Annotated in this window: 22 protein-coding genes; 10 read left to right on the forward strand and 12 right to left on the reverse strand. The window is 59.6% G+C overall.

Features of this window, described 5'->3' with window-relative positions; genetic code table 11:
- Positions 1 to 91: 91 nt before the first annotated feature.
- The gene (locus tag D8U70_RS10640; RefSeq protein ID WP_056787988.1) at positions 92 to 1,123 is read left to right on the forward strand and encodes a LacI family DNA-binding transcriptional regulator; all 1,032 of its coding nucleotides are present in this window, start codon (positions 92 to 94) and stop codon (positions 1,121 to 1,123) included.
- A 139-nt stretch (positions 1,124 to 1,262) separates the two neighbouring features.
- On the opposite strand, the gene D8U70_RS10645 is transcribed toward D8U70_RS10640, so the two are convergent.
- Positions 1,263 to 2,135, reverse strand: a complete 873-nt coding sequence (locus D8U70_RS10645) for a LysR family transcriptional regulator (protein WP_130928861.1) — start codon at positions 2,133 to 2,135, stop codon at positions 1,263 to 1,265.
- 122 nt (positions 2,136 to 2,257) lie between these two features.
- Between D8U70_RS10645 and D8U70_RS10650 the strand changes: the two genes are divergently transcribed.
- Both D8U70_RS10650 and D8U70_RS10655 read left to right on the forward strand, forming a co-directional pair.
- Positions 2,258 to 2,698, forward strand: a complete 441-nt coding sequence (locus D8U70_RS10650) for a PACE efflux transporter (RefSeq protein WP_041479195.1) — start codon at positions 2,258 to 2,260, stop codon at positions 2,696 to 2,698.
- Between the two features lie 125 nt (positions 2,699 to 2,823).
- Positions 2,824 to 4,248: an MFS transporter gene (locus D8U70_RS10655; protein ID WP_130928862.1), complete on the forward strand. Its 1,425-nt coding sequence runs from the start codon at positions 2,824 to 2,826 to the stop codon at positions 4,246 to 4,248.
- Between the two features lie 135 nt (positions 4,249 to 4,383).
- Here the strand turns inward: D8U70_RS10655 and D8U70_RS28120 are convergent, their stop codons facing one another.
- Positions 4,384 to 5,703: a PAS domain-containing methyl-accepting chemotaxis protein gene (locus tag D8U70_RS28120; protein ID WP_071173334.1), complete on the reverse strand. Its 1,320-nt coding sequence runs from the start codon at positions 5,701 to 5,703 to the stop codon at positions 4,384 to 4,386.
- 722 nt (positions 5,704 to 6,425) lie between these two features.
- On the opposite strand from D8U70_RS28120, the gene D8U70_RS10670 reads away from it, so the two are divergent.
- On the forward strand, positions 6,426 to 6,848 hold the full coding sequence (locus D8U70_RS10670) for a GNAT family N-acetyltransferase (protein WP_056787980.1): 423 nt from the start codon (positions 6,426 to 6,428) through the stop codon (positions 6,846 to 6,848).
- 115 nt (positions 6,849 to 6,963) lie between these two features.
- Here the strand turns inward: D8U70_RS10670 and def are convergent, their stop codons facing one another.
- The 3 genes from def to D8U70_RS10685 form a co-directional block, all read right to left on the reverse strand.
- The gene (gene def, locus D8U70_RS10675; RefSeq protein ID WP_073472047.1) at positions 6,964 to 7,503 is read right to left on the reverse strand and encodes a peptide deformylase; all 540 of its coding nucleotides are present in this window, start codon (positions 7,501 to 7,503) and stop codon (positions 6,964 to 6,966) included.
- Positions 7,500 to 8,456: a YihY/virulence factor BrkB family protein gene (locus tag D8U70_RS10680; protein WP_041479188.1), complete on the reverse strand. Its 957-nt coding sequence runs from the start codon at positions 8,454 to 8,456 to the stop codon at positions 7,500 to 7,502. The genes def and D8U70_RS10680 overlap by 4 nt, the downstream gene beginning before the upstream one ends.
- A gap of 163 nt (positions 8,457 to 8,619) precedes the next feature.
- Positions 8,620 to 8,811 (reverse strand): CsbD family protein, encoded by a 192-nt coding sequence (locus D8U70_RS10685; RefSeq protein WP_016775518.1) that lies wholly within the window; start codon positions 8,809 to 8,811, stop codon positions 8,620 to 8,622.
- Positions 8,812 to 9,005: 194 nt separating this feature from the next.
- Here D8U70_RS10685 and D8U70_RS10690 point away from each other — a divergent pair, with 194 nt between their 5' ends.
- A complete protein-coding gene (locus D8U70_RS10690; RefSeq protein ID WP_016775519.1) occupies positions 9,006 to 9,383 on the forward strand; it encodes a hypothetical protein in 378 nt (125 codons plus the stop codon).
- Positions 9,384 to 9,466: 83 nt separating this feature from the next.
- Here the strand turns inward: D8U70_RS10690 and fadD1 are convergent, their stop codons facing one another.
- Together fadD1 and fadD2 are read right to left on the reverse strand one after the other, a co-directional pair.
- A complete protein-coding gene (gene fadD1, locus D8U70_RS10695; RefSeq protein WP_130928863.1) occupies positions 9,467 to 11,164 on the reverse strand; it encodes a long-chain-fatty-acid--CoA ligase FadD1 in 1,698 nt (565 codons plus the stop codon).
- 347 nt (positions 11,165 to 11,511) lie between these two features.
- Positions 11,512 to 13,200 (reverse strand): long-chain-fatty-acid--CoA ligase FadD2, encoded by a 1,689-nt coding sequence (fadD2, locus tag D8U70_RS10700; protein ID WP_024014054.1) that lies wholly within the window; start codon positions 13,198 to 13,200, stop codon positions 11,512 to 11,514.
- Between the two features lie 225 nt (positions 13,201 to 13,425).
- On the opposite strand from fadD2, the gene D8U70_RS10705 reads away from it, so the two are divergent.
- Both D8U70_RS10705 and D8U70_RS10710 read left to right on the forward strand, forming a co-directional pair.
- Positions 13,426 to 14,370: an alpha/beta hydrolase gene (locus tag D8U70_RS10705; RefSeq protein ID WP_073472045.1), complete on the forward strand. Its 945-nt coding sequence runs from the start codon at positions 13,426 to 13,428 to the stop codon at positions 14,368 to 14,370.
- A 43-nt stretch (positions 14,371 to 14,413) separates the two neighbouring features.
- Positions 14,414 to 14,884 (forward strand): MaoC family dehydratase, encoded by a 471-nt coding sequence (locus tag D8U70_RS10710; RefSeq protein ID WP_003227420.1) that lies wholly within the window; start codon positions 14,414 to 14,416, stop codon positions 14,882 to 14,884.
- 123 nt (positions 14,885 to 15,007) lie between these two features.
- Here the strand turns inward: D8U70_RS10710 and D8U70_RS10715 are convergent, their stop codons facing one another.
- The gene (locus D8U70_RS10715) at positions 15,008 to 15,475 is read right to left on the reverse strand and encodes a PA2169 family four-helix-bundle protein (protein WP_016773542.1); all 468 of its coding nucleotides are present in this window, start codon (positions 15,473 to 15,475) and stop codon (positions 15,008 to 15,010) included.
- Positions 15,476 to 15,682: 207 nt separating this feature from the next.
- Between D8U70_RS10715 and D8U70_RS10720 the strand changes: the two genes are divergently transcribed.
- Together D8U70_RS10720 and D8U70_RS10725 are read left to right on the forward strand one after the other, a co-directional pair.
- Positions 15,683 to 15,919, forward strand: coding sequence for a DUF3820 family protein (locus D8U70_RS10720; RefSeq protein WP_003227425.1), 237 nt, complete (start codon positions 15,683 to 15,685; stop codon positions 15,917 to 15,919).
- A gap of 30 nt (positions 15,920 to 15,949) precedes the next feature.
- Positions 15,950 to 17,131, forward strand: a complete 1,182-nt coding sequence (locus tag D8U70_RS10725) for an aminotransferase class V-fold PLP-dependent enzyme (RefSeq protein ID WP_130928864.1) — start codon at positions 15,950 to 15,952, stop codon at positions 17,129 to 17,131.
- On the opposite strand, the gene D8U70_RS10730 is transcribed toward D8U70_RS10725, so the two are convergent.
- The 4 genes from D8U70_RS10730 to zwf form a co-directional block, all read right to left on the reverse strand.
- Positions 17,128 to 17,700: a hypothetical protein gene (locus D8U70_RS10730; RefSeq protein WP_130928865.1), complete on the reverse strand. Its 573-nt coding sequence runs from the start codon at positions 17,698 to 17,700 to the stop codon at positions 17,128 to 17,130. The two genes, D8U70_RS10725 and D8U70_RS10730, sit on opposite strands and share 4 nt — an antisense overlap.
- Before the next feature lie 171 nt (positions 17,701 to 17,871).
- Complete coding sequence (locus D8U70_RS10735) at positions 17,872 to 18,537, reverse strand: bifunctional 4-hydroxy-2-oxoglutarate aldolase/2-dehydro-3-deoxy-phosphogluconate aldolase (protein WP_016773539.1); 666 nt, start codon at positions 18,535 to 18,537, stop codon at positions 17,872 to 17,874.
- Positions 18,538 to 18,554: 17 nt separating this feature from the next.
- Positions 18,555 to 19,268 (reverse strand): 6-phosphogluconolactonase, encoded by a 714-nt coding sequence (gene pgl, locus D8U70_RS10740; RefSeq protein WP_130928866.1) that lies wholly within the window; start codon positions 19,266 to 19,268, stop codon positions 18,555 to 18,557.
- Positions 19,255 to 20,721, reverse strand: coding sequence for a glucose-6-phosphate dehydrogenase (zwf, locus tag D8U70_RS10745; protein WP_016773537.1), 1,467 nt, complete (start codon positions 20,719 to 20,721; stop codon positions 19,255 to 19,257). The genes pgl and zwf overlap by 14 nt, the downstream gene beginning before the upstream one ends.
- A 226-nt stretch (positions 20,722 to 20,947) precedes the next feature.
- Here zwf and D8U70_RS10750 point away from each other — a divergent pair, with 226 nt between their 5' ends.
- Positions 20,948 to 21,808 carry a MurR/RpiR family transcriptional regulator gene (locus tag D8U70_RS10750; RefSeq protein WP_169842436.1) on the forward strand — a complete coding sequence of 287 codons (861 nt, stop codon included), beginning with the start codon at positions 20,948 to 20,950 and terminating at the stop codon, positions 21,806 to 21,808.
- Positions 21,809 to 21,996 lie beyond the last annotated feature (188 nt).

Consider the following 21,996-nt stretch of genomic DNA (forward strand, 5'->3'; position numbering starts at 1 on the left):
CACTGATCAGGCAGGACCGCGCTCACGCATTTGCAGCTGCATCAGGACAGCGCTACCTTAGTGCCTTGATTTTTGTTTGGCAAGCCGCCCGATGACCTCCCCCAAGAACGATAAAAATACCCGCACCACCGGCCGTCCGACCCTCAACGAAGTAGCCCGCCTGGCCGGCGTCAGCCCGATCACTGCCTCGCGTGCCTTGCGCGGGGTGAGCACGGTAGCCACCGAACTGGTGGAAAAAGTGCAGAAAGCCGCGCTCGAACTCAACTATGTGGTCAACCCCGCCGCCCGCGCACTGGCCTCGGCGCAGAGCCATTCGGTGGTGGTACTGGTGCCGTCGCTGTCCAACCTGCTGTTCATCGACACGCTGGAAGCCATTCATCGGGTGCTGACGCCCAAGGGCTTCGAAGTGCTGATCGGCAACTTCCACTATTCGCGCGATGAAGAAGAAAACCTGCTGCGCAATTACATGGCTTATCAGCCGCGCGGCTTTCTGCTGACCGGTTTTGATCGCACGGAAAGTTCGCGGCGGATGATCGAGGCCAGCAACATTCCCTGCGTGTACATGATGGAGCTGGACAGTGCTGCCGGAGTCAATTGCGTGGGTTTCTCGCAGTTGAGCGCCGGGGAAACTGCCGCCGAACATCTTCTGTCTCGTGGACGCAAGCGTCTGGCGTACATCGGCGCGCAGCTGGACCAGCGCACCTTGCTGCGCGGTGAGGGTTTCCGCAAAGCATTGCAGAAGGCAGGCCGTTACGACCCGGACCTGGAAGTGCTGACACCGCGTGCTTCGTCGGTGGGCTTGGGCGGCGAGCTGTTCCTGCAATTGCTGGCGGCGCATCCGGACGTCGATGCGATCTTCTTTGGCAACGATGACCTGGCCCAGGGTGCGCTGCTGGAAGCGTTGCGCAATGGCATCAAAATTCCCGAGCAGGTGGCGATCCTCGGTTTCAACGACTTGCCGATGTCCGAACACATGGTGCCGCGCCTGAGCAGCATCAACACCCCCCGTGAGGCGATCGGCCGGCGCGCGGCGGAGCAGATGCTGACGTTGATGGCGGGCAACAAAGTGGCGCGGCCGATGGAGGATATGGGGTTTGAGCTGAAGGTTCGCGAGAGTACCTGACCCTTCACAAATGCTGAGTTGAAACACAACCCTTGTGGGAGCGAGCCTGCTCGCGAAAGCGGTGGGTAAGTCAGCTTTGATGCAGCTGACACGACGCCTTTGCGAGCAGGCTCGCTCCCACAGGGGTTCTCTACCAAATTCAATGGCTGAGCAGGTCAACCAACGCCTGCGCACCCTTCTGCAATGGCTGGCTCTTGAGCCACACCGCGTGCACCGGCAGCACCAGGCCATTTTCGATGTTGCGAAAATTCAGCCGCTTCAAGCGTCCCGCCTCCAGCCACGGCTGCACCACGGACAGCGGAAAATTCCCCCAACCCAATCCCGCTTCAACCATTTCCATTGCCGTCTCGAGATTGTCCGTACGCCAGTAAGATTCAGCCACCAATGGCCGCGTCTCGCTGATCGGCAAGTCGCGGCTGGCGACGATGATCTGCCGCACTTGCACCAGATCTTCGAGAAACACATCCCGCCCCTGCAACAACGGGCTGTCCGCCGCCAGCGTGGCGATCATGCGTTCGCTGCCGACAAACTGAAACCGCTCCAGCGCATTCACGCTCAAACCGGCGAACGCCAGGCACAGGCTGACCCGGCCACTGTGCAACATCGCCAGCACATCATCCTGCGGCGCAGTCAGCACTTCGATGTCGAGCAACGGATGCCGCTCGGCAATCACCTTGATCGCTGCCAGCAAGCGCCGCCGATCAACGTCCGCAACCACGCCGATCGACAACCTGCTTTCCAGCCCCAGCGACAGCTCCACCGCGTGCACCTGCAACTGCTTGAGCTGCTCGGCGATCAGTCGCGCGTGGGGCACCAACGACTGCGCCATCGCCGTGGGTTGCGGCTCGCGGTGGCTGCGGTCGAACAACGGGTAACCGAGTTCCGCTTCAAGATTGGCAATGCCCATGCTCACCGCGGAGGGCACCTTGCCCAACTGCCGCGCGGCGGCGGAAAACGAGCCGCGCTCAATCACCGCCAAAAACAATTCGATGCTGTCGCTGCTGAAATTCAAATGCCTCACCTATCAATAAAACTGAAAGCTACCGACTTTTTCTGTCAGGTCTATTGAAGCTATCTTTCGCCGCCTTCGCCAGCCCTGCTGGCCAACATTCGGCAAGAAAGAGGCAAATCTGCATGCAAGGCGTGAAACGCAAACTGGTCTACGTGTCGCTCTACGAAGTGATCGGCATGACCTTCTCGGCACTTGGTCTGGCACTGTTATCGGGCACATCGCCGGGCAGCACCGGGCCGCTGGCGGTGATCATCACCAGCATCGCCGTGACCTGGAACTTCATTTACACCTCGTTGTTCGAGCGCTGGGAAAGTCGCCAGATCTCGCGCACCCGTACGGTCAAACGGCGTATCGCCCACGCGGTCGGCTTTCAACTGACGCTGATCGTGTTTCTGATTCCGTTGATCGCGTGGTGGATGAACATCAGTCTGGTGCAGGCGTTCCTGCTGGATCTGGCACTGATCATTTTCATCCCGTGCTACACCTTCGTGTTCAACTGGCTGTTCGACCGGATCTTCGGTTTGCCGAACTCGGCGCTACCGGATTCTGCCGCTGCGGCATAAATCGCTAATTCGTAAGCAGATATTGCGAGAAATCAGCGGTTTGACCGGGTAAACCGCTGATATTCACAATCCATCAATTCCGATAGCAGGCTAAGCTTTTCCATCAATAAAAAATGGATCAGCTTATGACTGCTCACGCTCCCGCCGCCGCGCCCAGTGATGGCATCGACCCGGTACGCGCCGCCGAAATTTCCGCCCGCATTGATCGGCTGCCCGCTGTTGCTACCATCTGGCGTCTGGTGGCGCTGCTGTCGATCGGCGGATTTTTCGAACTCTACGATCTGTTCCAGACCGCCTACATCAGTCCCGGGCTGATTCGCGACGGCTTGTTCGCCACGGGCAAGCAAGGCGTGTTCGGTTTCTCCGATCAGGCGGCGTTCGCCTCGGCGACGTTCCTCGGCCTGTTCCTCGGCGCCAGCCTGCTCAGTCCGTTGGCGGATCGTTTCGGTCGCCGGGCAATCTTCACCTTCGCGCTGATCTGGTACACGGTGGCGACAGTGCTGATGGGGATCCAGACCTCAGCGCTGGGCATCATCGGCATGCGCTTTCTGGTCGGCATCGGCCTCGGAATCGAGCTGGTGACCATCGACGCTTACCTCTCGGAACTGGTGCCCAAGCGCATGCGCAGCTCGGCGTTCGCCTTTGCGTTTTTCGTGCAGTTCCTCTCGGTGCCGGCGGTGGCCTTGATGTCGTGGTGGCTGGTGCCGCAAGCGCCGTTCGGGGTGTCCGGCTGGCGTTGGGTGGTGCTGGCCAGCGCGGTGTTTGCGCTGTTTATCTGGTGGCTGCGCAAGCGTCTGCCGGAATCGCCGCGCTGGCTGGCGCAACACGGTCGGTTCGATGAGGCCAACCGGATCCTCGACCATCTCGAAGCGCGCTGCGCCAAGGATTACGGCAAAGCGCTGGATGCGCCGGAACCGGTGTCAGTCGATGTCGAAGGCAAGGGCCGTTTCGCCGATATCTGGCAGCCGCCGTACCGCCGCCGCGCGTTGATGTTGATCGTCTTCCACATCTTTCAGGCGATCGGTTTCTTCGGTTTCGGCAACTGGTTGCCGGCGCTGCTTTCGGGGCAAGGTGTGAGCGTCACCCACAGTTTGATGTACGCCTTCATCATCACCCTCGCCTACCCGCTCGGGCCGTTGCTGTTCGTGAAGTTCGCCAACCGCTTCGAAAACAAATGGCAGATCGTAGGCTCGGCCCTCGGCGCGATGACCTTCGGCACCCTGTTCGCCCTGCAGACCAGCGCGTTCGGGCTGATCTTCTGCGGGGTGATGATCACCTTCTGCAACGCCTGGCTGAGCTTCAGTTATCACTCCTATCAAAGCGAACTGTTCCCGACCAACATCCGCGCCCGCGCGGTCGGGTTCTGCTATTCGTTCAGTCGCTTGTCGACGGTGTTCAGCAGTCTGCTGATCGGCATGTTCCTGGATACTTTCGGCACGCCGGGGGTACTGGCGTTTATCGTCAGCAGCATGCTGATCGTGATGCTGACCATCGGCTGGTTCGGCCCGCGTACGCGTAATCTGGCACTGGAAAATATTGCCCATCGTTGAAGGCCAACGCAGGACTCAACTGTGGGAGCGAGCCTGCTCGCGAAGGCGTCGTGTCAGAAAGGCATGTGCTGGCTGACATAACGCTTTCGCGAGCAGGCTCGCTCCCACATTGGTTATTGGTGACGTTGAAACAGCTCAGTTCAATTGCAGGGTTTCATTGAACTGGCTGATCGCATCCACCACATGCCGCGAGCCTTGCTGGATTTCCAGGATCACCTCGCCCGCTTCGTTGGCCAGTTCCACGCCCAGCCCGGTTCGGCTCAGACTCGACTGCATGCTCGACACTGCGCTCAGCGACAGGTCGTGGTTCTTGCGCACCACGTCGACAATTTCCAGAGTGGCCTGACTGGTGCGCGCGGCGAGGCTGCGTACCTCATCGGCGACAACCGCGAAACCGCGTCCATGCTCACCGGCGCGCGCCGCTTCGATCGCGGCATTGAGTGCCAGCAGGTTGGTCTGATCGGCAATGCCGCGAATGGTCTGGACGATGGTGCCGATGATGTCCGACTGTTTGCTTACCGCATCGATGCTCACCGCCGCTTCGTTCAGATCGCGGGAGATGTCCTGAATGATCTGCACGGTCTGCTGCACGACTTGTGAGCCTTTTTGCGCGCACGCGTCGTTTTGTACCGAGGTGCTGTGGGCCGATTCCGCAGCGTTTTGCAGGGTGGTCATCTGCCGGGTGATGTCGCTGGCGAACTTGACCACTTTGTACAGGCGGCCCTTGGCGTCGAACAGCGGGTTGTACGAGGCTTCCAGATAAACCATCTGGCCGGACTTGTTCTTGCGTTCGAAACGGTGCGAGTGATATTCGCCGCGATTGAGCGAAGCCCAGAAAGCTTTGTATTGCGCGGATTCGGCTTCGGCACGGTGACAGAACAGGCTGTGGTGCTGGCCGACAATTTCAGGGTGCGCGTACTGCATGGTCTGCAGGAAGTTGTCGTTAGCGCGGATGACATTGCCTTCGGGAGTGAACTCGATCACCGCCATGGAACGACCGATCGCCGCCAGCATGGCTTCTTCTTCATGTTCTTTGTTGATGCGTGCGGTGATGTCCGCCGCAACCTTGATCACACTTCTGACCTGTTTGTCGGGCCCGAACACCGGCATGTAACTGGCTTCAAGCCAGATCTCCCGGCCGCTCTTGTTCAGGCGCAGAAAAGTGCCGCTGAGCGGTTCACCACGGGCCAGGTCGCGCCACAACTTCGCGTAGTCCTCGCTGCGATAAAAGCTTTCTTCGCAAAAGATCCGATGGTGTTTGCCGCGCACTTCATCGGCGCTGTAGCCCATGGTCTTGCAGAAGTTCTCGTTGGCGTCGAGGACGATGCCGTCCGGAGTGAACTCGATCATCGCCATCGAGCGGCTGATTGCCTCTATTTTCGCGTTGGCCTCGGTCAGCGCACAGCTGAAGCGCTCGATTTCCCGCAGGTCAGCCTTGTGATGTAGGTTGAACATGGTTGTATCACCTTCCGCGCGTTCTTTTGATTTGATGAAAGTTCAGGTCTTGCAAGATCCATCACTACGTTCCACAGAACAGGCACACGCCTTCCTCCACGGGAGGAAGTTGTCAGGTGATAAATGATGATCAATCGGAGGGTCCCTGCAGCGACGCTCTGATCAAGACATCCTTTTCTTGATAGCCCGCAAGCGGGCCAGCCCTAACGCGTAGAAGAACTTCCATTTAGATGACGCTCCTTGTTGGTTCAGTGTCGGTGCCTTGGAATGCGCACTCTGGCAGCATGAATCACGGACCAACCTGGTACCGTCGCCCTGTTGGCATGACGGTCGACATGGTTAGTTACCTGCAAAGCATAGCCATCCCGACGCCGGGCGCAAGGCCACTAGTCGGCCAGTATCTGGCATTTTTTGCACAAGAAACGGTTCAGCGCGGGGAAACAGTGTGGTGAAAACGGACGTTTTCGCCAGCGAGGCGGGAGCCCGTGAACCGGGCTTCCGCATGGTTTGATCAATGGCCGAAAATATCGACCTTCTTGGCTTTCTTCTCGGCACGTTTTTCAATCGCAGTCTTGGCCGGTTTCTTCTTCGCGGCTTTCTTTGAATCCATACCTTTGGACATGATCGGTACTCCACTCACAGGGGTGTGAGTTCAGGTATACACCTATCCCGAGGCGTGCGTTCTTTTATAATCGGCGCTTTTCGCAGCGACAGCCCGAACCATGTCCGATATCCACTACAGCCAGCTCGACGAATCGTTGTGGCCGCTGATGAACAAGTTCTACCGCAGCCACCAGTCGTCGATGAAAGCCGTGCGCGAGGCGCAGTTGTGGGTGGCAAGGCGCGGTGAAATCGTTGCGGCGCTGTGTTTGCGGCCAGTCTCGGGCGGACACTGGCTGACGGGGTTGTTTGTTGATCCGCAGTGCCGGGAACAAGGTGTCGCTGCGCAGTTGATCGCAGCGGCGGTTGCCCAGGTGGACGAGCCGGTGTGGCTGTTCTGCCATCCGGATCTGCGCGGGTTTTATGAGCGGCGTGGGTTCAGCTTCGATCCGCCGCTGCCGCAGGCGATGGCCGAGCGGTTGAGCCGGTATGCGCGGAGCAAGCCGATGATTGCGATGGGGCTCAATCCCGCAGATTTACGCTGAACCCGTGTGGGAGCGAGCCTGCTCGCGAATGCGGTGTGTCAGCGCCGAAGTTGGTTCTGATACTCCGCGTTCGCGAGCAGGCTCGCTCCCACACGGGTTGATGGTGTTCTGATAATCAGTCGTCAACGTTGGGATCAAGGTCCGGAAACAGCACTTCGGTAAAGCCGAACTTGCTGAAATCGGTAATCCGCGACGGGTACAGCCGGCCGATCAGGTGATCGCATTCATGCTGCACCACTCGCGCATGAAACCCCGAGGCCACTCGCACAATCGGCTCGCCCTTGGGATCAAAGCCTTCGTAGCGGATCTGCTGATAGCGCTCCACCGCGCCGCGCAGGCCCGGCACCGACAGACAGCCTTCGAAGCCCTCTTCCATCAGCGGATTCAACGGCGTGATGAGCGGGTTGATCAGGATCGTCTGCGGCACTGCTTCAGCGTCCGGATAACGCTCGCTGTGTTCGAAGCCGAAGATCACCAGTTGCAGGTCGACGCCGATCTGCGGCGCCGCCAGGCCAACGCCGCCGACGCTTTCCATGGTCTGGAACATGTCATCGATCAATTGCCAGAGCTCGGCGCTGTTGAACATTTCCGGTGGTACCGGCGCGGCGATGCGCAGCAGGCGTTCGTCGCCCATTTTCAGAATTTCACGAATCATGGTCGCGCTTCGTCAGTGTCCGGCTTGAGCGAATGATCGCGGCCCAGGCCCGAGACGTGTTGTTTGGGGGATTCGTCAGGCTCGCCAGGGGCTTTTTCGCCCTTTTCCTTGCCTTCGGCGGACATATGCTCGATCACCGCGTTCATCTCCGCGCCGAGCAACAGGACTGCGGAGGAAATGTAGAAATACAGCAAGAGCACGATGATCGCCCCGATGCTGCCATACATCGCGTTGTAGTTGGCGAAGGTTTTTACGTAGAAGGCAAACCCCAACGAGGCGAGGATCCACACCACCACGGCCAGCACCGAGCCTGGGGTGATGAAACGGAATTCCTGTTTGACGTCGGGCATCACGTAATAGATCAGCGCCACCGCGACCATCATCAGAATCACGATCACCGGCCAGCGGGCAATCGTCCACACTGTGACGATGAAGTATTCCAGCCCCACTTGTGCGGCAATCCAGCCCATCACCTGCGGCCCGAGCACCATCAGCGCAGCGGCGATCAGCAGCATGCCGGCGATGCCGACGGTGTAGACGATCGACAGGGGAAAACGCTTCCAGATCGGCCGGCCTTCGACCACGTCGTAAGCGGCGTTCATCGCGCTCATCATCAGGCGCACGCCGGCGGACGCGGTGTACAGGGCGATCACGATACCGATGGACAGCAGGCCACCCTTGGATTGCTGCAACTGGTCGATCACCGGGTTGACCTGCTCCAGCGCCTGCGGCGGCAGCACCAGTTCGGATTGCAGACGCAGCCAAGAGAAGAAATCCGGCAGGTGCAGGAAACCGATCAGGGCGATCAGGAAAAGAATGAACGGGAAAAGCGAGAACAGCATCTGGTAGGCCAATGCCGAGGCGTAGGTCGACATTTCGTCATCGACGAACTCAGTGACCGTGCGCACCATCACCCGGTGCAGGGGCAGACCTTTCATGTCCGGGAATATCATTCGCGTCTCCTTGCGCCGCAAAAGGTTGAAGTCGTGGCGACTCAGGGGCCGTTTTTTACCTCAAGGTAGCCTAGTTGACGAGCCTTTGGCGGATGACCGCAGGGTTCTGATACAAAAACGGCCATCCTTGGATGGCCGCTCGTGTGATTCGTTCAAGGCTCGCTTACGCCTTGTCGACGCCCTTTTTCACAGCGTCCTTGGCGTTGCCGACCGCTTGCTGGGCTTCACCTTTTTTCTCTTGAACCTTGCCTTCGGCGCGCATCTTGTCGTTATCAGTAGCTTTGCCGACGCCTTGCTTGATATTGCCGACGGCTTCGTTGGCCATGCCTTTTACTTTATCGCCTGTGCTACTCATGGTGTTTCTCCGTGAAGCATAAAGGGAAGAAAAGTCATTACGTAACGATTGACCGGTGCGCTTTGCGCCGAGTTTCATTTATTTTGCCGGCATTTCGTCGTGGCGCGCAGGTTGCGCTTTATGTTTGCCGGCGTTGCCCCGAGAATGCTCAGCCTACGGGCGCTGAGCCCGGCACACCGATTCGCAGGAATGTCATGAAGCTCAATAAAACCCAGGCCATCGCCCGTCGCAACCAGGAACTGGGCGGCGCCGTGCTCGGCACCAACAACTGCCACTTCGCCGAACTGAACCGTAACCGCAACATCTGGTGGTTCGACCTGCCGGTGTCGCGTCTGGCCATCGGTCAGTACGAGTGGATTCACTTGCTGCTGCACACCCCGGCCACCGATGAGTTGCTGCACCTGAAAGTGCCGACGGTGTTCCTGCGCGAAAAGCTCGAAGGCCTGGTGATTCGCAACGAAGGCAAGCGCAAGGCAGCGCTGAGTCTGGAATTGAGTGCGGACAAGGATTCGTATCTGCAGGACATGCGACCGGCGGGGACCAACGTCAACTTTGCACCGTTTCGTCAGTAGGATTTGCACTTGATCGTTCCCACGCTCTGCGTGGGAACGATCAGTTCACCAACAAAAAGCCCCGCATCTGCGGGGCTTTTTATTTACGCGGCAGACTTGGCCTTGATCTTCTTCAGCTCTTCATCCCGCAATTCGCGGCGCAGGATCTTGCCGACGTTGGTAGTCGGCAGCGCATCGCGGAATTCCACCGAACGCGGCACTTTGTAGCCGGTTACGTTGGCGCGCATGTGGTCCATGACCTGTTCTTTGGTCAGGGTCACGCCCGGTTTGGCGACGATGAAAATCTTGATCGCCTCACCCGACTTCTCGTCCGGCACGCCAATCGCCGCGCACTGCAATACGCCCGGCAAAGTCGCCAGCACGTCTTCCAGTTCGTTCGGATAGACGTTGAAGCCAGACACCAGAATCATGTCCTTCTTGCGATCAACGATGCGCATGTAGCCGTCCGGCTGGATCAGCGCGATGTCACCGGTTTTCAGCCAGCCGTCGCTGTCGAGCATTTCATCGGTAGCTTCCTGACGCTGCCAGTAACCCTTCATCACTTGCGGGCCCTTGACGCACAGCTCGCCGATTTCGCCCAGCGGCTGCTCGACACCGGCATCGTCGATGACTTTGCACAGGGTCGACGGCACCGGAATGCCGATGGTGCCGATCTGGATGTGCTGGATCGGGTTGACCGTGGCCACCGGGCTGGTTTCGGTCATGCCGTAGCCTTCGCAGATGGCGCAACCGGTCACGGCTTTCCAGCGCTCGGCCGCCGCCAGTTGCAGGGCCATGCCGCCGGACAGGGTGACTTTCAGCGCGGAGAAATCCAGTTTGCGGAAACCTTCGTTGTTGCACAGCGCCACGAACAGCGTGTTCAGACCGACAAAACCGCTGAACTTCCACTTCGACAGTTCCTTGACCATCGCCGGCAGGTCGCGCGGGTTGCTGATCAGAATGTTGTGGTTGCCGATCAGCATCATCGCCATGCAATGAAAGGTGAACGCATAGATGTGATACAGCGGCAGCGGCGTGATCAGGATCTCGCAGCCTTCGTTGAGGTTGGAGCCCATCAGCGCCTTGCATTGCAGCATGTTGGCGACCAGGTTGCGGTGCGTGAGCATTGCGCCCTTGGCTACGCCGGTGGTGCCGCCGGTGTATTGCAGCACCGCGACATCGCCGCTGTCCGGGTTGGCTTCGGCCACTGGCTGGCCGTGGCCCTTGCTCAGGACGTCGTTGAATTTGATGGCTTTGGGCAAGTGATAGGCCGGGACCATTTTCTTCACGTACTTGATGACGCTGTTGATCAGCAGGCGCTTGATCGGCGGCAGCAGGTCGGCGACTTCGGTGACGATGACGTGCTTGACGCCGGTCTTCGGCACCACGGCTTCGGCCAGGTGCGCCATGTTCGCCAGGCACACCAGGGCTTTGGCGCCGGAGTCGTTGAATTGGTGTTCCATTTCCCGCGCGGTGTACAGCGGGTTGGTGTTGACCACGATCAGCCCGGCGCGAATGGCACCGAAGACCGCGACCGGGTACTGCAGGACGTTGGGCAGTTGCACGGCGATTCGATCACCGGGCTGCAAGTCGGTATGCTGTTGCAGATACGCGGCAAAGGCCCCGGACAGCTCGTACAGCTCACCGTAGGTGATTGTCTTGCCGAAGTTGCTGAAAGCCGGTTTGTTGGCGAAGCGTTGGCAGGATTGCTTCAACACTGCCTGAATGTTCGGATACTCGTCTGGATTGATCTCGGCTGCGATTCCAGCCGGGTACTTATCCTTCCAAAAGTCTTCGATCATGGAAGCCCACTCCTCAGCAACGCGAATTCTTCACCGCATTTGATGCGATTATTATTGGTGTGTGTTTTGTATTGGTGAATCCGGCGTTTTACAGGCCGAGAAGTCACAAAGCGCGCCGAGAGTAGCAGCTTTGCCAAGGGCCGACCAGAGCCAAAAGAGGCCCCTACAGTCATATTGATGACTCAAGACTTGCCAGCGGTCATTTTAGAGCAAAAATCCTATAACTCCCCAAAACCCCCGAATTCAGCGGGCACAAAAGATTCGCGAGCAGGCTCGCCCCCACAGAAACCATCGATACCTGTGGGAGCGAGCCTGCTCGCGAATGTCAAAAGCGCTGCGCTTCGGGCCTAGGCGATATCCCGCAACTCGCGCCGCAGAATTTTCCCTACAGGCGTCATCGGCAACGACTCACGCAACACGATGTGTTTCGGCACCTTGTAGGCCGTGAAATTCTCTTTGCAGTACGCCTTCAGCTCTTCCAGGCTGACCCCGCTCTCCCGCGCTACCACAAACAGCTTCACCGCCTCTCCCGAACGCTCGTCCGGCACGCCGATGACCGCGCAGTTGGCGACTTTCGGGTGGGCCATGACCACGTCTTCGATTTCGTTGGGGTACACGTTGAAGCCGGAGACGATGATCATGTCCTTCTTGCGATCGACGATGCGCACGAAACCGTCCGGGTCGATCACGGCGATATCGCCGGACTTGAACCAGCCCTCGGCATCCAGCACTTCGGCGGTGGCTTCGGGCTTGTTCCAGTAACCCTTCATGATCTGCGGGCCTTTGATGCACAGCTCGCCGCGCTCGCCCAGCGGCTGTTCGACGCCGTCATCGTTGATGATTTTCACCAGCGTGCCCGGCACCGGCAGGCCGACAGTGCCCAGGCGCGACTGATCGCCGTATGGGTTGGTGCAGGCCACTGGCGAGGTTTCGGTCAGGCCGTAGCCTTCGGTGATACGGCAACCGGTCATCTGCTCCCAACGCTCGGCGGTGGCCTTGACCAGCGCTGTGCCGCCGGAGTTGGTGAGCTTGAGGCTGGAGAAATCCAGGGTCTTGAAATCGGGATGGTCCATCAGCGCAACGAACAAGGTGTTCAAACCCAGCAGCGCCGAGAAGCGCCAGTTTTTCAGTTCCTTGATGAAGCCGGCGATGTCGCGCGGATTGGAGATCAGCACGTTGTGGTTGCCCGAGACCATCATGCACATGCAATTCGCGGTGAAAGCATAGATGTGGTACAGCGGCAGCGGCGCAATCATCACTTCCTGGCCTTCGCGCAACAGCGGCTGACCGTCCGGGCCGAGCTGAGCCAGACAGGCGCGCACCTGCTGCATGTTCGCCACCAGATTGCCGTGGGTGAGCATCGCGCCCTTCGCCAGGCCGGTGGTGCCGCCGGTGTATTGCAGCACGGCGATGTCATCGAGGCCGACGTTCAGCGGCTTGATGCCCAGACCACGCCCCATGCGCAGCGCGCTTTTGAACGAAGTGGCTTGCGGCAGCGAATACTCGGGAACCAGTTTCTTCACTTTGCTGACCACGGTGTTGACCAGCCAGCCTTTGGCGGTGGGCATCAGGTCGCCCATCTTCGCTTCGATCAAATATTGGATGTCGGTGTCGGGCAGCACTTCCTGGACTTTCTGCCCGAACAGATTCAGGTAGACCAACGCGCGTGCGCCGGAATCCTTGAACTGGTGGCGCATTTCCCGTGGCGTATACAACGGGTTGGTATTGACCACGATCAGCCCGGCGCGCAGGGCGCCGAACACGGCAATCGGATAATGCAGAACGTTGGGCATCTGCACCGCAATGCGATCCCCCGGCACCAGATCGGTATGGGCCTGCAGGTATCCGGCAAACGCCGCGCTCTGGCGCTCGAGTTCGGCGTAGGTCAGGGTGATGCCCATGCTGCTGAACGCCGGGCGGTCAGCGAACTTCTTGCAGGAACGCTCAAACACTTCGATGACCGACTTGAACTCGCCCATGTCGATGTCCAGCGGTACGCCGGCCGGGCGTTTGTCATTCCAGAAATCAGGTTGCATTGTTCTTGTCCTCTTTACCTGAGCCGATCCGGGAGCCGCTTTCTGTCGTTTCTGCTTCGTCCATGGAAGGCGAAAAGCACAAAGCGGAGCTTCACGGACACTAGCAGCTATGGCCATTGAGGCAAATATGACGCAAGCCCTCATTGATCCCGTGAATCTTCCTGCCGTGGCGTGAGCTGATCAGACGCGCTATACACTGTGGCGATGCTGAGCAAAGGAATCGCCATGACCCACGACACCTTCTGGCTGGACGCGAGTGACCGCAGCCGCCTGTACGTCAACCGCTGGCTGCCGGCCACGCCATTGAAAGCGGTGATTCTGCTGGCCCATGGCATGGCCGAACACAGCGCTCGCTACGCGCGGCTCGCTGACACGTTTTGCGACAAAGACTATGGCGTCTACGCCCCGGATCTGCGCGGCCATGGCCGCACCGCCGACAACGGCACCCTCGGCCATTTCGCCGATGACGACGGTTGGCGCAAGGTCGTCGGCGATCTGGCCAGCCTCAACCAGCACATCGGCCAGCAACATCCCGGCGTGCCGATCATCCTGCTCGGCCACAGCATGGGCAGCTACATCGCCCAAGGCTATTTGTTGCACCACAGCGCCAGTCTGCACGGGGCGATTCTCAGTGGCTCGAATTTCCAGCCGGTGGCGCTGTATCGCGCCGCCCGGCAGATTGCCCGACTGGAAAAACTGCGCCAGGGCGGCAAGGGCCGCAGTGCATTGATCGAATGGCTGTCGTTCGGCTCGTTCAACAATAAATTCAAACCGGTGCGCACCCGTTTCGACTGGCTGAGCCGCGACGCGGCGGAGGTCGACAAGTACGCCGCCGATCCGCTGTGCGGCTTTCGCTGCACCAATCAGCTGTGGATCGACCTGCTCGGTGGGTTGCAGCAAATCAGCAAAGCGTCCAATCTCGCGCAGATCGATCCGGGCCTGCCGCTGCTGGTAATTGGCGGCGAATGTGATCCGGTGAGCGAGGGCAAGCGTCTGACAGATCTGGCCAATGCCTTGCGCAGGGCCGGCAGCCAGCATCTGCAACTGAAGATCTACCCGCAGGCCCGGCACGAATTGTTCAATGAAAGCAATCGCGACGAAGTGAGCGCCGATGTGCTCGCCTGGATCGACCAGGCCCTGAGCCACCGGCGCCCGCAGCGCAGCGAATAATTTTTTGTGGATTGACTGAAATCCGTCACAGGAATCGAAATCGATGACCCAGGTTACCAACATCCCTTACGAAGCCCTTGAAGTCGGCCAGACCGCCAGCTACAGCAAGACTGTCGAAGAGCGCGACATTCAGCTGTTCGCCGCGATGTCGGGCGACCACAACCCGGTGCACCTGGACGCCGAGTTTGCCGCCGCCAGCATGTTCAAGGAGCGCATCGCCCACGGCATGTTCAGCGGTGCGCTGATCAGCGCAGCGGTGGCCTGTGAATTGCCTGGGCCGGGCACTATCTATATCGGTCAGCAGATGAGCTTTCAGAAGCCGGTGAAGATCGGCGACACGCTGACGGTGCGCCTGGAGATTCTGGAGAAACTGCCGAAATTCCGCGTGCGCATTGCCACTCGCGTATTCAATCAGCGTGATGAGTTGGTAGTGGATGGCGAGGCGGAAATTCTCGCGCCGCGCAAACAGCAGACGGTGACGTTGCCGACTTTGCCGGCGATCAGTATCGGCTGATCAGTTGCACAAAATAAAAGTGGGAGCGAGCCTGCTCGCGAAGTGGTCGTGTCAGCAAAAACAACATTGCATGACATACCGAATTCGCGAGCAGGCTCGCTCCCACAGTTGTTTCAGTGCAGCTTAAGAGTTGGCACGAGCCTGGTTACGCAGGGCTTTCACCTGGTCGTGGTTGCGTTGTACGCCGTGGTATTGACGCTCAACCAGATCCTTGATGCCAACCAGATTGTGCTTGTTGATCTTCTCGATCGCTTCACGATAAGCCTTCAGCGCATGGTCTTCACCGCGCTCGGCTTCGTTCAGCACAGCCTCTTCGTCTTTACCGGTGAACATGGATTTGACGTCGACCCAGCGACGGTGCAGATCACCGGCAACGCTGGTCGAAGTTTCCGGATCACCGCCCAGCGAACGTACCTGAGCCTGCAGCTCGGCCGCTGCGGTGGCGCAATCGGCGGAGCGCTGCACGAACAGGGTTTTCAGTTCTGGGTGCTTGATGTCTTCGGCGCAAGTCTTGAACCCTTCCTGACCGTCCTTGCAGGTTTCAATCAGGTCGTTGAGTACAGAAATGGCTTCTTTATTCATGTCGGTCATTTTTTCAATTCCTTGCGATGGGTTGAAGATGCAAGGGATATTGCAGTGTGCGTGCCAGCTTCGATCCAGGTAAAAATATGTTTGTTTTCAGTGACTTAAGAAAGATTGAACCATCTGTATGCTGGTTTTTTGCATGATCTGTCATTTGGCCTGCATGCAGAATGCCTGTATTTTCCAGGCTGTCATGTGAATCGATGAAGCGTGCTGATGAATCCGGAAAAACTCGAACTGCTGATCACCCGCGAGATGCCCTTCGGCAAATACAAAGGGCGGATCATTGCCGACTTGCCTGGCCCCTATCTGAACTGGTTCGCCCGTGAAGGCTTTCCCCACGGTGAACTCGGTGGCCTGTTGGCGTTGATGCAGGAGATCGACCACAACGGCCTGTCCGACCTGCTCGAACCGCTGCGCGCCAAACACGGCAAACCCGCCCCGCGCCACTGACGCGCCCTTCCCTCTTGAGCCTTGCCGACCATGCCTGACAACACCCGCCGCGCCCGTGACGAAGCCTTCTGGCAGACATTCGCCGACCGATACGATGTGCAGCCCGGCCCGGTCAACCTGGAAAACGGTTACTTCGGGCGCATGTCGCGCACGGTGATCGAGGAGTACCAGCGCAATATCGAGCTGATCAACACCAGCAACTCGATTTATGTGCGCCAGCGCTTTGAACAGCACGACAACCTTGAGATCCGCGCGCAACTGGCCGAACTGATCGGCGTGCGCGCGCAAAGCGTGGCGCTGACGCGCAATGCCACCGAAGGCCTGCAATCGCTGATCCGCAATTACAATCGCCTGCAACCGGGCGATCAGGTGCTGATCTGTGATCTTGAGTACGACACGGTCAAAGGCGCCATGCGCTGGCTGGCGCAACAGCGTGGCGTTGAGGTCATCGAGATTACCCACCACCATCCCGCCAGTTTCGACAGCCTGCTGGAAAGCTACCGGGAAGCTTTCACCCGCCACCCGAAGCTCAAACTGATGGCGCTGACCCATGTCACCCATCGCACCGGTCTGGTCATGCCGGTGCAGGCCATCGCCGCATTGGCCAAAGAGCATGGCGTCGACATCATCCTCGACGGTGCCCACGCCCTCGGCCAGATTGAATTCGACCTGCAAGCGTTGGGCATCGCTTTCGCCGGTTACAACCTGCACAAATGGATCGGCGCACCGCTGACCCTTGGCTTCATCTATATCGCCCCGCAGCGTCTGGCTGACATTGATCCGGACATGGGCGAGATGCATTACCCAGTAAGCGATATTCGCGCGCGCACCTCGTACAGCACGCCGAACATCCCGGCGCTGATGACCTTGCCGTTGGTGTTCGAAGAGCACGACGCGCTCGGCGGCGCCGCAGCCAAACGCCCACGTCTGAATTACCTGCGCAACTTGTGGGTCAGCCGGGTCCGGCACCTGCCGGGCATCGAGGTGCTGACGCCTGACGACCCGCAACTGTATTGCGGGATCACCGCGCTGCGCTTCACCCGGCATACCGATCAGCAGGCCATGGCCGAGCGTCTGCTCAGCGAATTCAACCTGTTCACCGTGGTGCGCACCGGCGCCGCATGCGGGCCCTGTATCCGCATCACCCCGGGGTTGACCACTACGGCCGGCGAAATGGAGCAGCTGGTTCGGGCGCTGGACCAACTGCGCTAGAACGGCGCTCCGGAATTTTTTTCGTAGCCTTCGAGGCCAAGCTGCGACGACACGGCGAAGGTGTCGATGCCGAGGGTCTGGCAGGCGAAGGCGCCGTCTTCAAGATCGGCGCCGGCGATCGGCTGCAATACCAACCGCAAGGCGTCCTCGGCGGCACCTTCACAGCCGCAGCGGCCTGGGAGGTGCAAGGTGCCGGCCCAGGCCTCGTGGTGAGCTTGCGCTCCTGCTTCGTCGCCGGGAATGAATACGTTCAGCTTCAAGCAAACAGCGCCGTGCGCAGGTCGATCCGGATAGATACTGGTGAAGCGGACGATGCCATGGCTGTCGGTGGATTGGCTGCCGCCCAGGCTGTTGTCGCCATCGACACGCTGCTGAATGCGCACCAGCGCGCCGATGACCGGCTCGCTGGTCATCGCATCGACCAGCGACAGTCGCAGGATCAGCGGCAGGCCTTCGACCCCCTGGCTGATATTGCGCACTTGAGATTCAGCTGCGGGGCGGCCGAGGGCAAGTTGCTGCGGTTGATAACGGGATTGTGGCGTAAGGGTCAGAGACTGACGGTCGTCCATGAGGCGTTCTCTCTTCCATAAGATGGACGCAGATTAACCCCGTGAAAAAGCCAGCGTGCAGTAACTATGTATCGCCGCATGTATCGGCAGTTTTTTCAGCGCAAAAAAAAGGTGCGCCGACCAAGCGCACCATAAAGCCGTAAAGCACACAACGAGGTGTAGGGGTAACGATCAGTCCAGCAGCGCCAGGGCCTCGGCGGTGCATTCCTGAATGCGGGCCCAGTCGCCGTTCTTGATCCACTCCGGATCAAGCATCCAGCTACCGCCCACGCACATGACGTTTTTCAGCGCCATGTAGCTCTTGATATTGGCCGGGCCGACGCCGCCAGTCGGGCAGAACTTCACTTCGCCGAACGGGCCGCCGAGCGCCTTGATTGCCGCCACGCCACCGCTGACTTCCGCCGGGAACAGCTTGAAGCGGCGATAGCCCAGACCGTAGCCTTCCATGATCCCCGAGGCGTTGCTGATGCCCGGCAACAGCGGAATCGGGCTGTCGACGCTGGCTTCGAGCAGGTCACGAGTGATGCCCGGGGTGACGATGAATTGCGAACCGGCCGCTTCCGCCGCTGCGAGCATGTTGCGGTCGAGCACGGTGCCGGCACCGGTCATCAGTTCCGGACGCTGTTCACGCAGGATCTGAATGGCCTTGAGGCCGAACTGCGAACGCAGGGTCACTTCCAGCGCAGTCAGGCCACCGGCGGCGAGGGCGTCGGCCAGCGGCAGCACGTCCTGTTCGCGGGCGATGGTGATCACTGGCAGGATCCGCGCCTTGGCGCAGAGACTGTCGATCAGGGCAACTTTGTCCGCCATGGAAACGGTCGGGGATGGGGTTGTCATAGCGGCTGTTCCTTGGCTCATGGGCACCAGTAAATCTCTAACGTAGGTTGCAGAAACGCGCGCACCGGCATGGCCGCAACGTCATCGGATGCCAGCGCGGCATTCAGGGTGGTCAGTTTCGATTGACCGGAAATCGACAGAATCTTGTGCCGGGCCGAGGCCAGCAGCGCGCGGCTCATGGTCAGGCGCTGACGCGGCACGCTGGGCGCCAGCATCGGCCAGCAACGGCGCGTACCATCGGCTTGCAGGGCTACGGCGAGGTTCGGGCTGTCGGGGAATAGCGACGCGGTGTGACCGTCATCGCCCATGCCCAGCACCAGCACGTCGATCGGCGGCAATTCCGCGAGCAAGCGATCAGCCTGTTCAGCAGCCTGCTCGACGTTGGCCGCCGCGCTGTAGAGGCTGAGGAACTGTGCCTTGGCTGCCGGGCCTTTGAGCAGATACTGCTTGAGCAGGCCGGCATTGCTGTCGGCATGTTCCACCGGCACCCAGCGTTCGTCGGCCAGGGTCACAACGACCTTCGACCAGTCCAGCTCCTGCTTGGCCAGGTGCTGGAAGAACGCTACCGGGCTACGACCACCCGACACCACCAGCACCGCGTTGCCGCGTGCCGCAATGGCGTCGCTCAGTTGCTTGGCAACGTTCAGCGCCAGGCCTTCGGCGAGCAGCACCGGGCTGTTGAATTCGCGGGCAGTCACGCCCGTCGGCAGTTGCACATCAGATATCGCCATACCACGACCTCCCGTCCCGCGTGATCAAAGCAATGGAGCTCATCGGCCCCCACGACCCGGCCGCATACGGCTTGGGCGCGTCACCGGATTTCTTCCACCCGGCGATCAGTTGGTCACACCACTTCCACGCGGCTTCGATTTCATCTTTACGGACAAACAGGTTCTGATTGCCGTTCATCACTTCCAGCAACAACCGCTCATAGGCATCGGGGATCCGCGCGCTACGCCAGGTGTCGGAGAAATTCAGTTGCAGCGGGCCGCTGCGCAGTTGCATGCCCTTGTCCAGGCCCTGCTCTTTGGTCATCACGCGCAAGGAAATGCCTTCGTCCGGTTGCAGGCGGATGATCAGTTTGTTGCTGATCTGCAGACGCTGCTCCGGGGCGAAAATGTAGTGCGAGGGTTCCTTGAAGTGGATGACGATCTGCGACAGCTTCTGCGGCATGCGCTTGCCGGTACGCAGGTAGAACGGCACGCCGGCCCAGCGCCAGTTGCGGATGTCGGCACGCAGGGCGACGAAGGTTTCGGTGTCGCTCTGGGTGTTGGAATTCGGTTCTTCGAGGTAACCCGGAACGGATTTCCCCTCGCTGTGGCCGGCGATGTACTGGCCGCGCACCACTTGCGTGGTCAGGCCTTCCGGGCTGATCGGCGCGAGCGCCTTGAGCACTTTCACTTTCTCGTCACGGATGCTGTCGGCGGACAGGTCGGCCGGCGGATCCATGGCAATCAGGCAGAGCAACTGCAACAGGTGATTCTGGATCATGTCGCGCAGTTGGCCGGCCTTGTCGAAATAGCCCCAACGGCCTTCGATGCCGACCTTCTCGGCCACGGTGATTTCCACGTGGGAGATGTAATTCTGGTTCCACTGGGTTTCGAACAGGCTGTTGGCGAAACGCAGGGCGATCAGGTTCTGAACGGTCTCTTTGCCCAGATAGTGGTCGATGCGGTAGGTGCGGTCTTCCGGGAAGAACTGCGCGACGGCGTCGTTGACCTTGCGCGAGGACTCCAGGTCAGAGCCGATCGGTTTTTCCAGCACTACACGGGTGTTCTCGGCCAGACCGACTTTCTCGAGGTTCTCGCAGATCGCGCCGTATACCGCCGCCGGAGTAGCGAAGTAGGCAATCATGCGCTGGCTGCTGCCGGCCAGTTCCGCCAGCGCCACGTAATCCTCAGCCTTGAGGAAGTCGACGTGCAGGTAGGTCAGGCGCGCGAGAAAGCGCTCGGCTACGGTTTCGTTCAGCTCTTTACCGACGTAACGGCGCAATTCGGCGGCGATGAACGCCATGTGCTGCTGCTCGCTGCCGGGCTCACGGGCCAGCGCGATGATTCGCGTGTCCTCGTGCAGCAGGTCGGCACCGTCAAGGTGATACAGGGCAGGAAACAGCTTGCGCAGGGCCAGATCGCCAAGCGCGCCGAACAAGGCAAAGGTGCACGGTTCAACCGTAATGGAAGGCATGATGTTTGTTCTTTTATCAAGTTAAGCTACAAATACCTTTTTTCAAGGCATCACTCAAGGGAAAATGTAGTAATAACCACAACATTTTCGCAGAATACTCAATCCGAGTGGTGGTCGCCCGGACGCATCAGTAGGATAGGCCACCGTCACGGGCCATATCAAAGGCCCAATTTGCATAGCCCGACGCAACTCTGCGTCGGTGAATCAGGAATTCCATATGGACCGCGTGCGAAATTTACTGGAACAGATCCAGAGTCGCCTTGAAGAGCTGAACAAGGCCGAACGTAAGGTCGCCGAGGTGATCCTGCTCAACCCGCAGCAGGCCACCCGCTTCAGCATCGCCGCCCTCGCCCAGGCCGCCTCGGTGAGCGAACCGACGGTCAACCGCTTCTGCCGCTCGTTCGGTGTCAGCGGCTACCCCGAACTCAAGCTGCAATTGGCGCAGAGCCTGGCCAGTGGTGCGGCGTATGTCAGCCGCGCGGTCGAGGCCGACGACAATCCCGAGGCGTACACGCAGAAAATTTTCGGCAGCGCCATCGCCTCCCTGGACAGCGCTTGTCAGGCGCTCGACCCGAACCTGATCAGCCGCGCCGTCGACCTGTTGATCCAGGCCCGGCAGATCCATTTCTTCGGCCTCGGCGCCTCTGCCCCGGTGGCGCTGGATGCGCAGCACAAGTTCTTCCGCTTCAACCTTGCGGTCACCGCGCATGCCGATGTGTTGATGCAGCGAATGATTGCTTCGGTGGCGCACACCGGTGAGCTGTTCGTGATCATTTCCTACACCGGACGTACCCGTGAGCTGGTGGAAGTGGCGCGGATTGCCCGGGAAAACGGCGCTTCGGTTTTGGGCCTGACGGCGGAGAATTCACCGCTGGCCAAGGCCAGTACTTTGAGCCTGAATATTCCGTTGCCGGAAGACACCGACATTTATATGCCGATGACCTCGCGGATCATTCAGTTGACGGTGCTGGATGTGTTGGCGACCGGGATGACCTTGCGCCGTGGCGTGGATTTCCAGCCGCATTTGCGCAAGATCAAAGAGAGCTTGAATGCGAGCCGGTATCCGGTGGGTGACGAGTTCAATTGATCTCTGAAGGCTGATCGTTCCCACGCTCTGCGTGGGAATGCCTCAAGGGACGCTCCGCGTTCCGGCTCCGAAAGGGACGCAGAGCGTCCCGGGCTGCATTCCCACGCAGAGCGTGGGAACGATCAAGCCGCCGCCCACGCCTGCAAACTCAAATGCGCCTTCTCCCCCGGCGCCAGGTGCAGGCTGTC

The sequence above is a fragment of the Pseudomonas sp. Sample_20 genome (genome assembly GCF_004307585.1).
In the GTDB taxonomy this organism is placed as follows: Bacteria; Pseudomonadota; Gammaproteobacteria; order Pseudomonadales; family Pseudomonadaceae; genus Aquipseudomonas; species Aquipseudomonas atacamensis.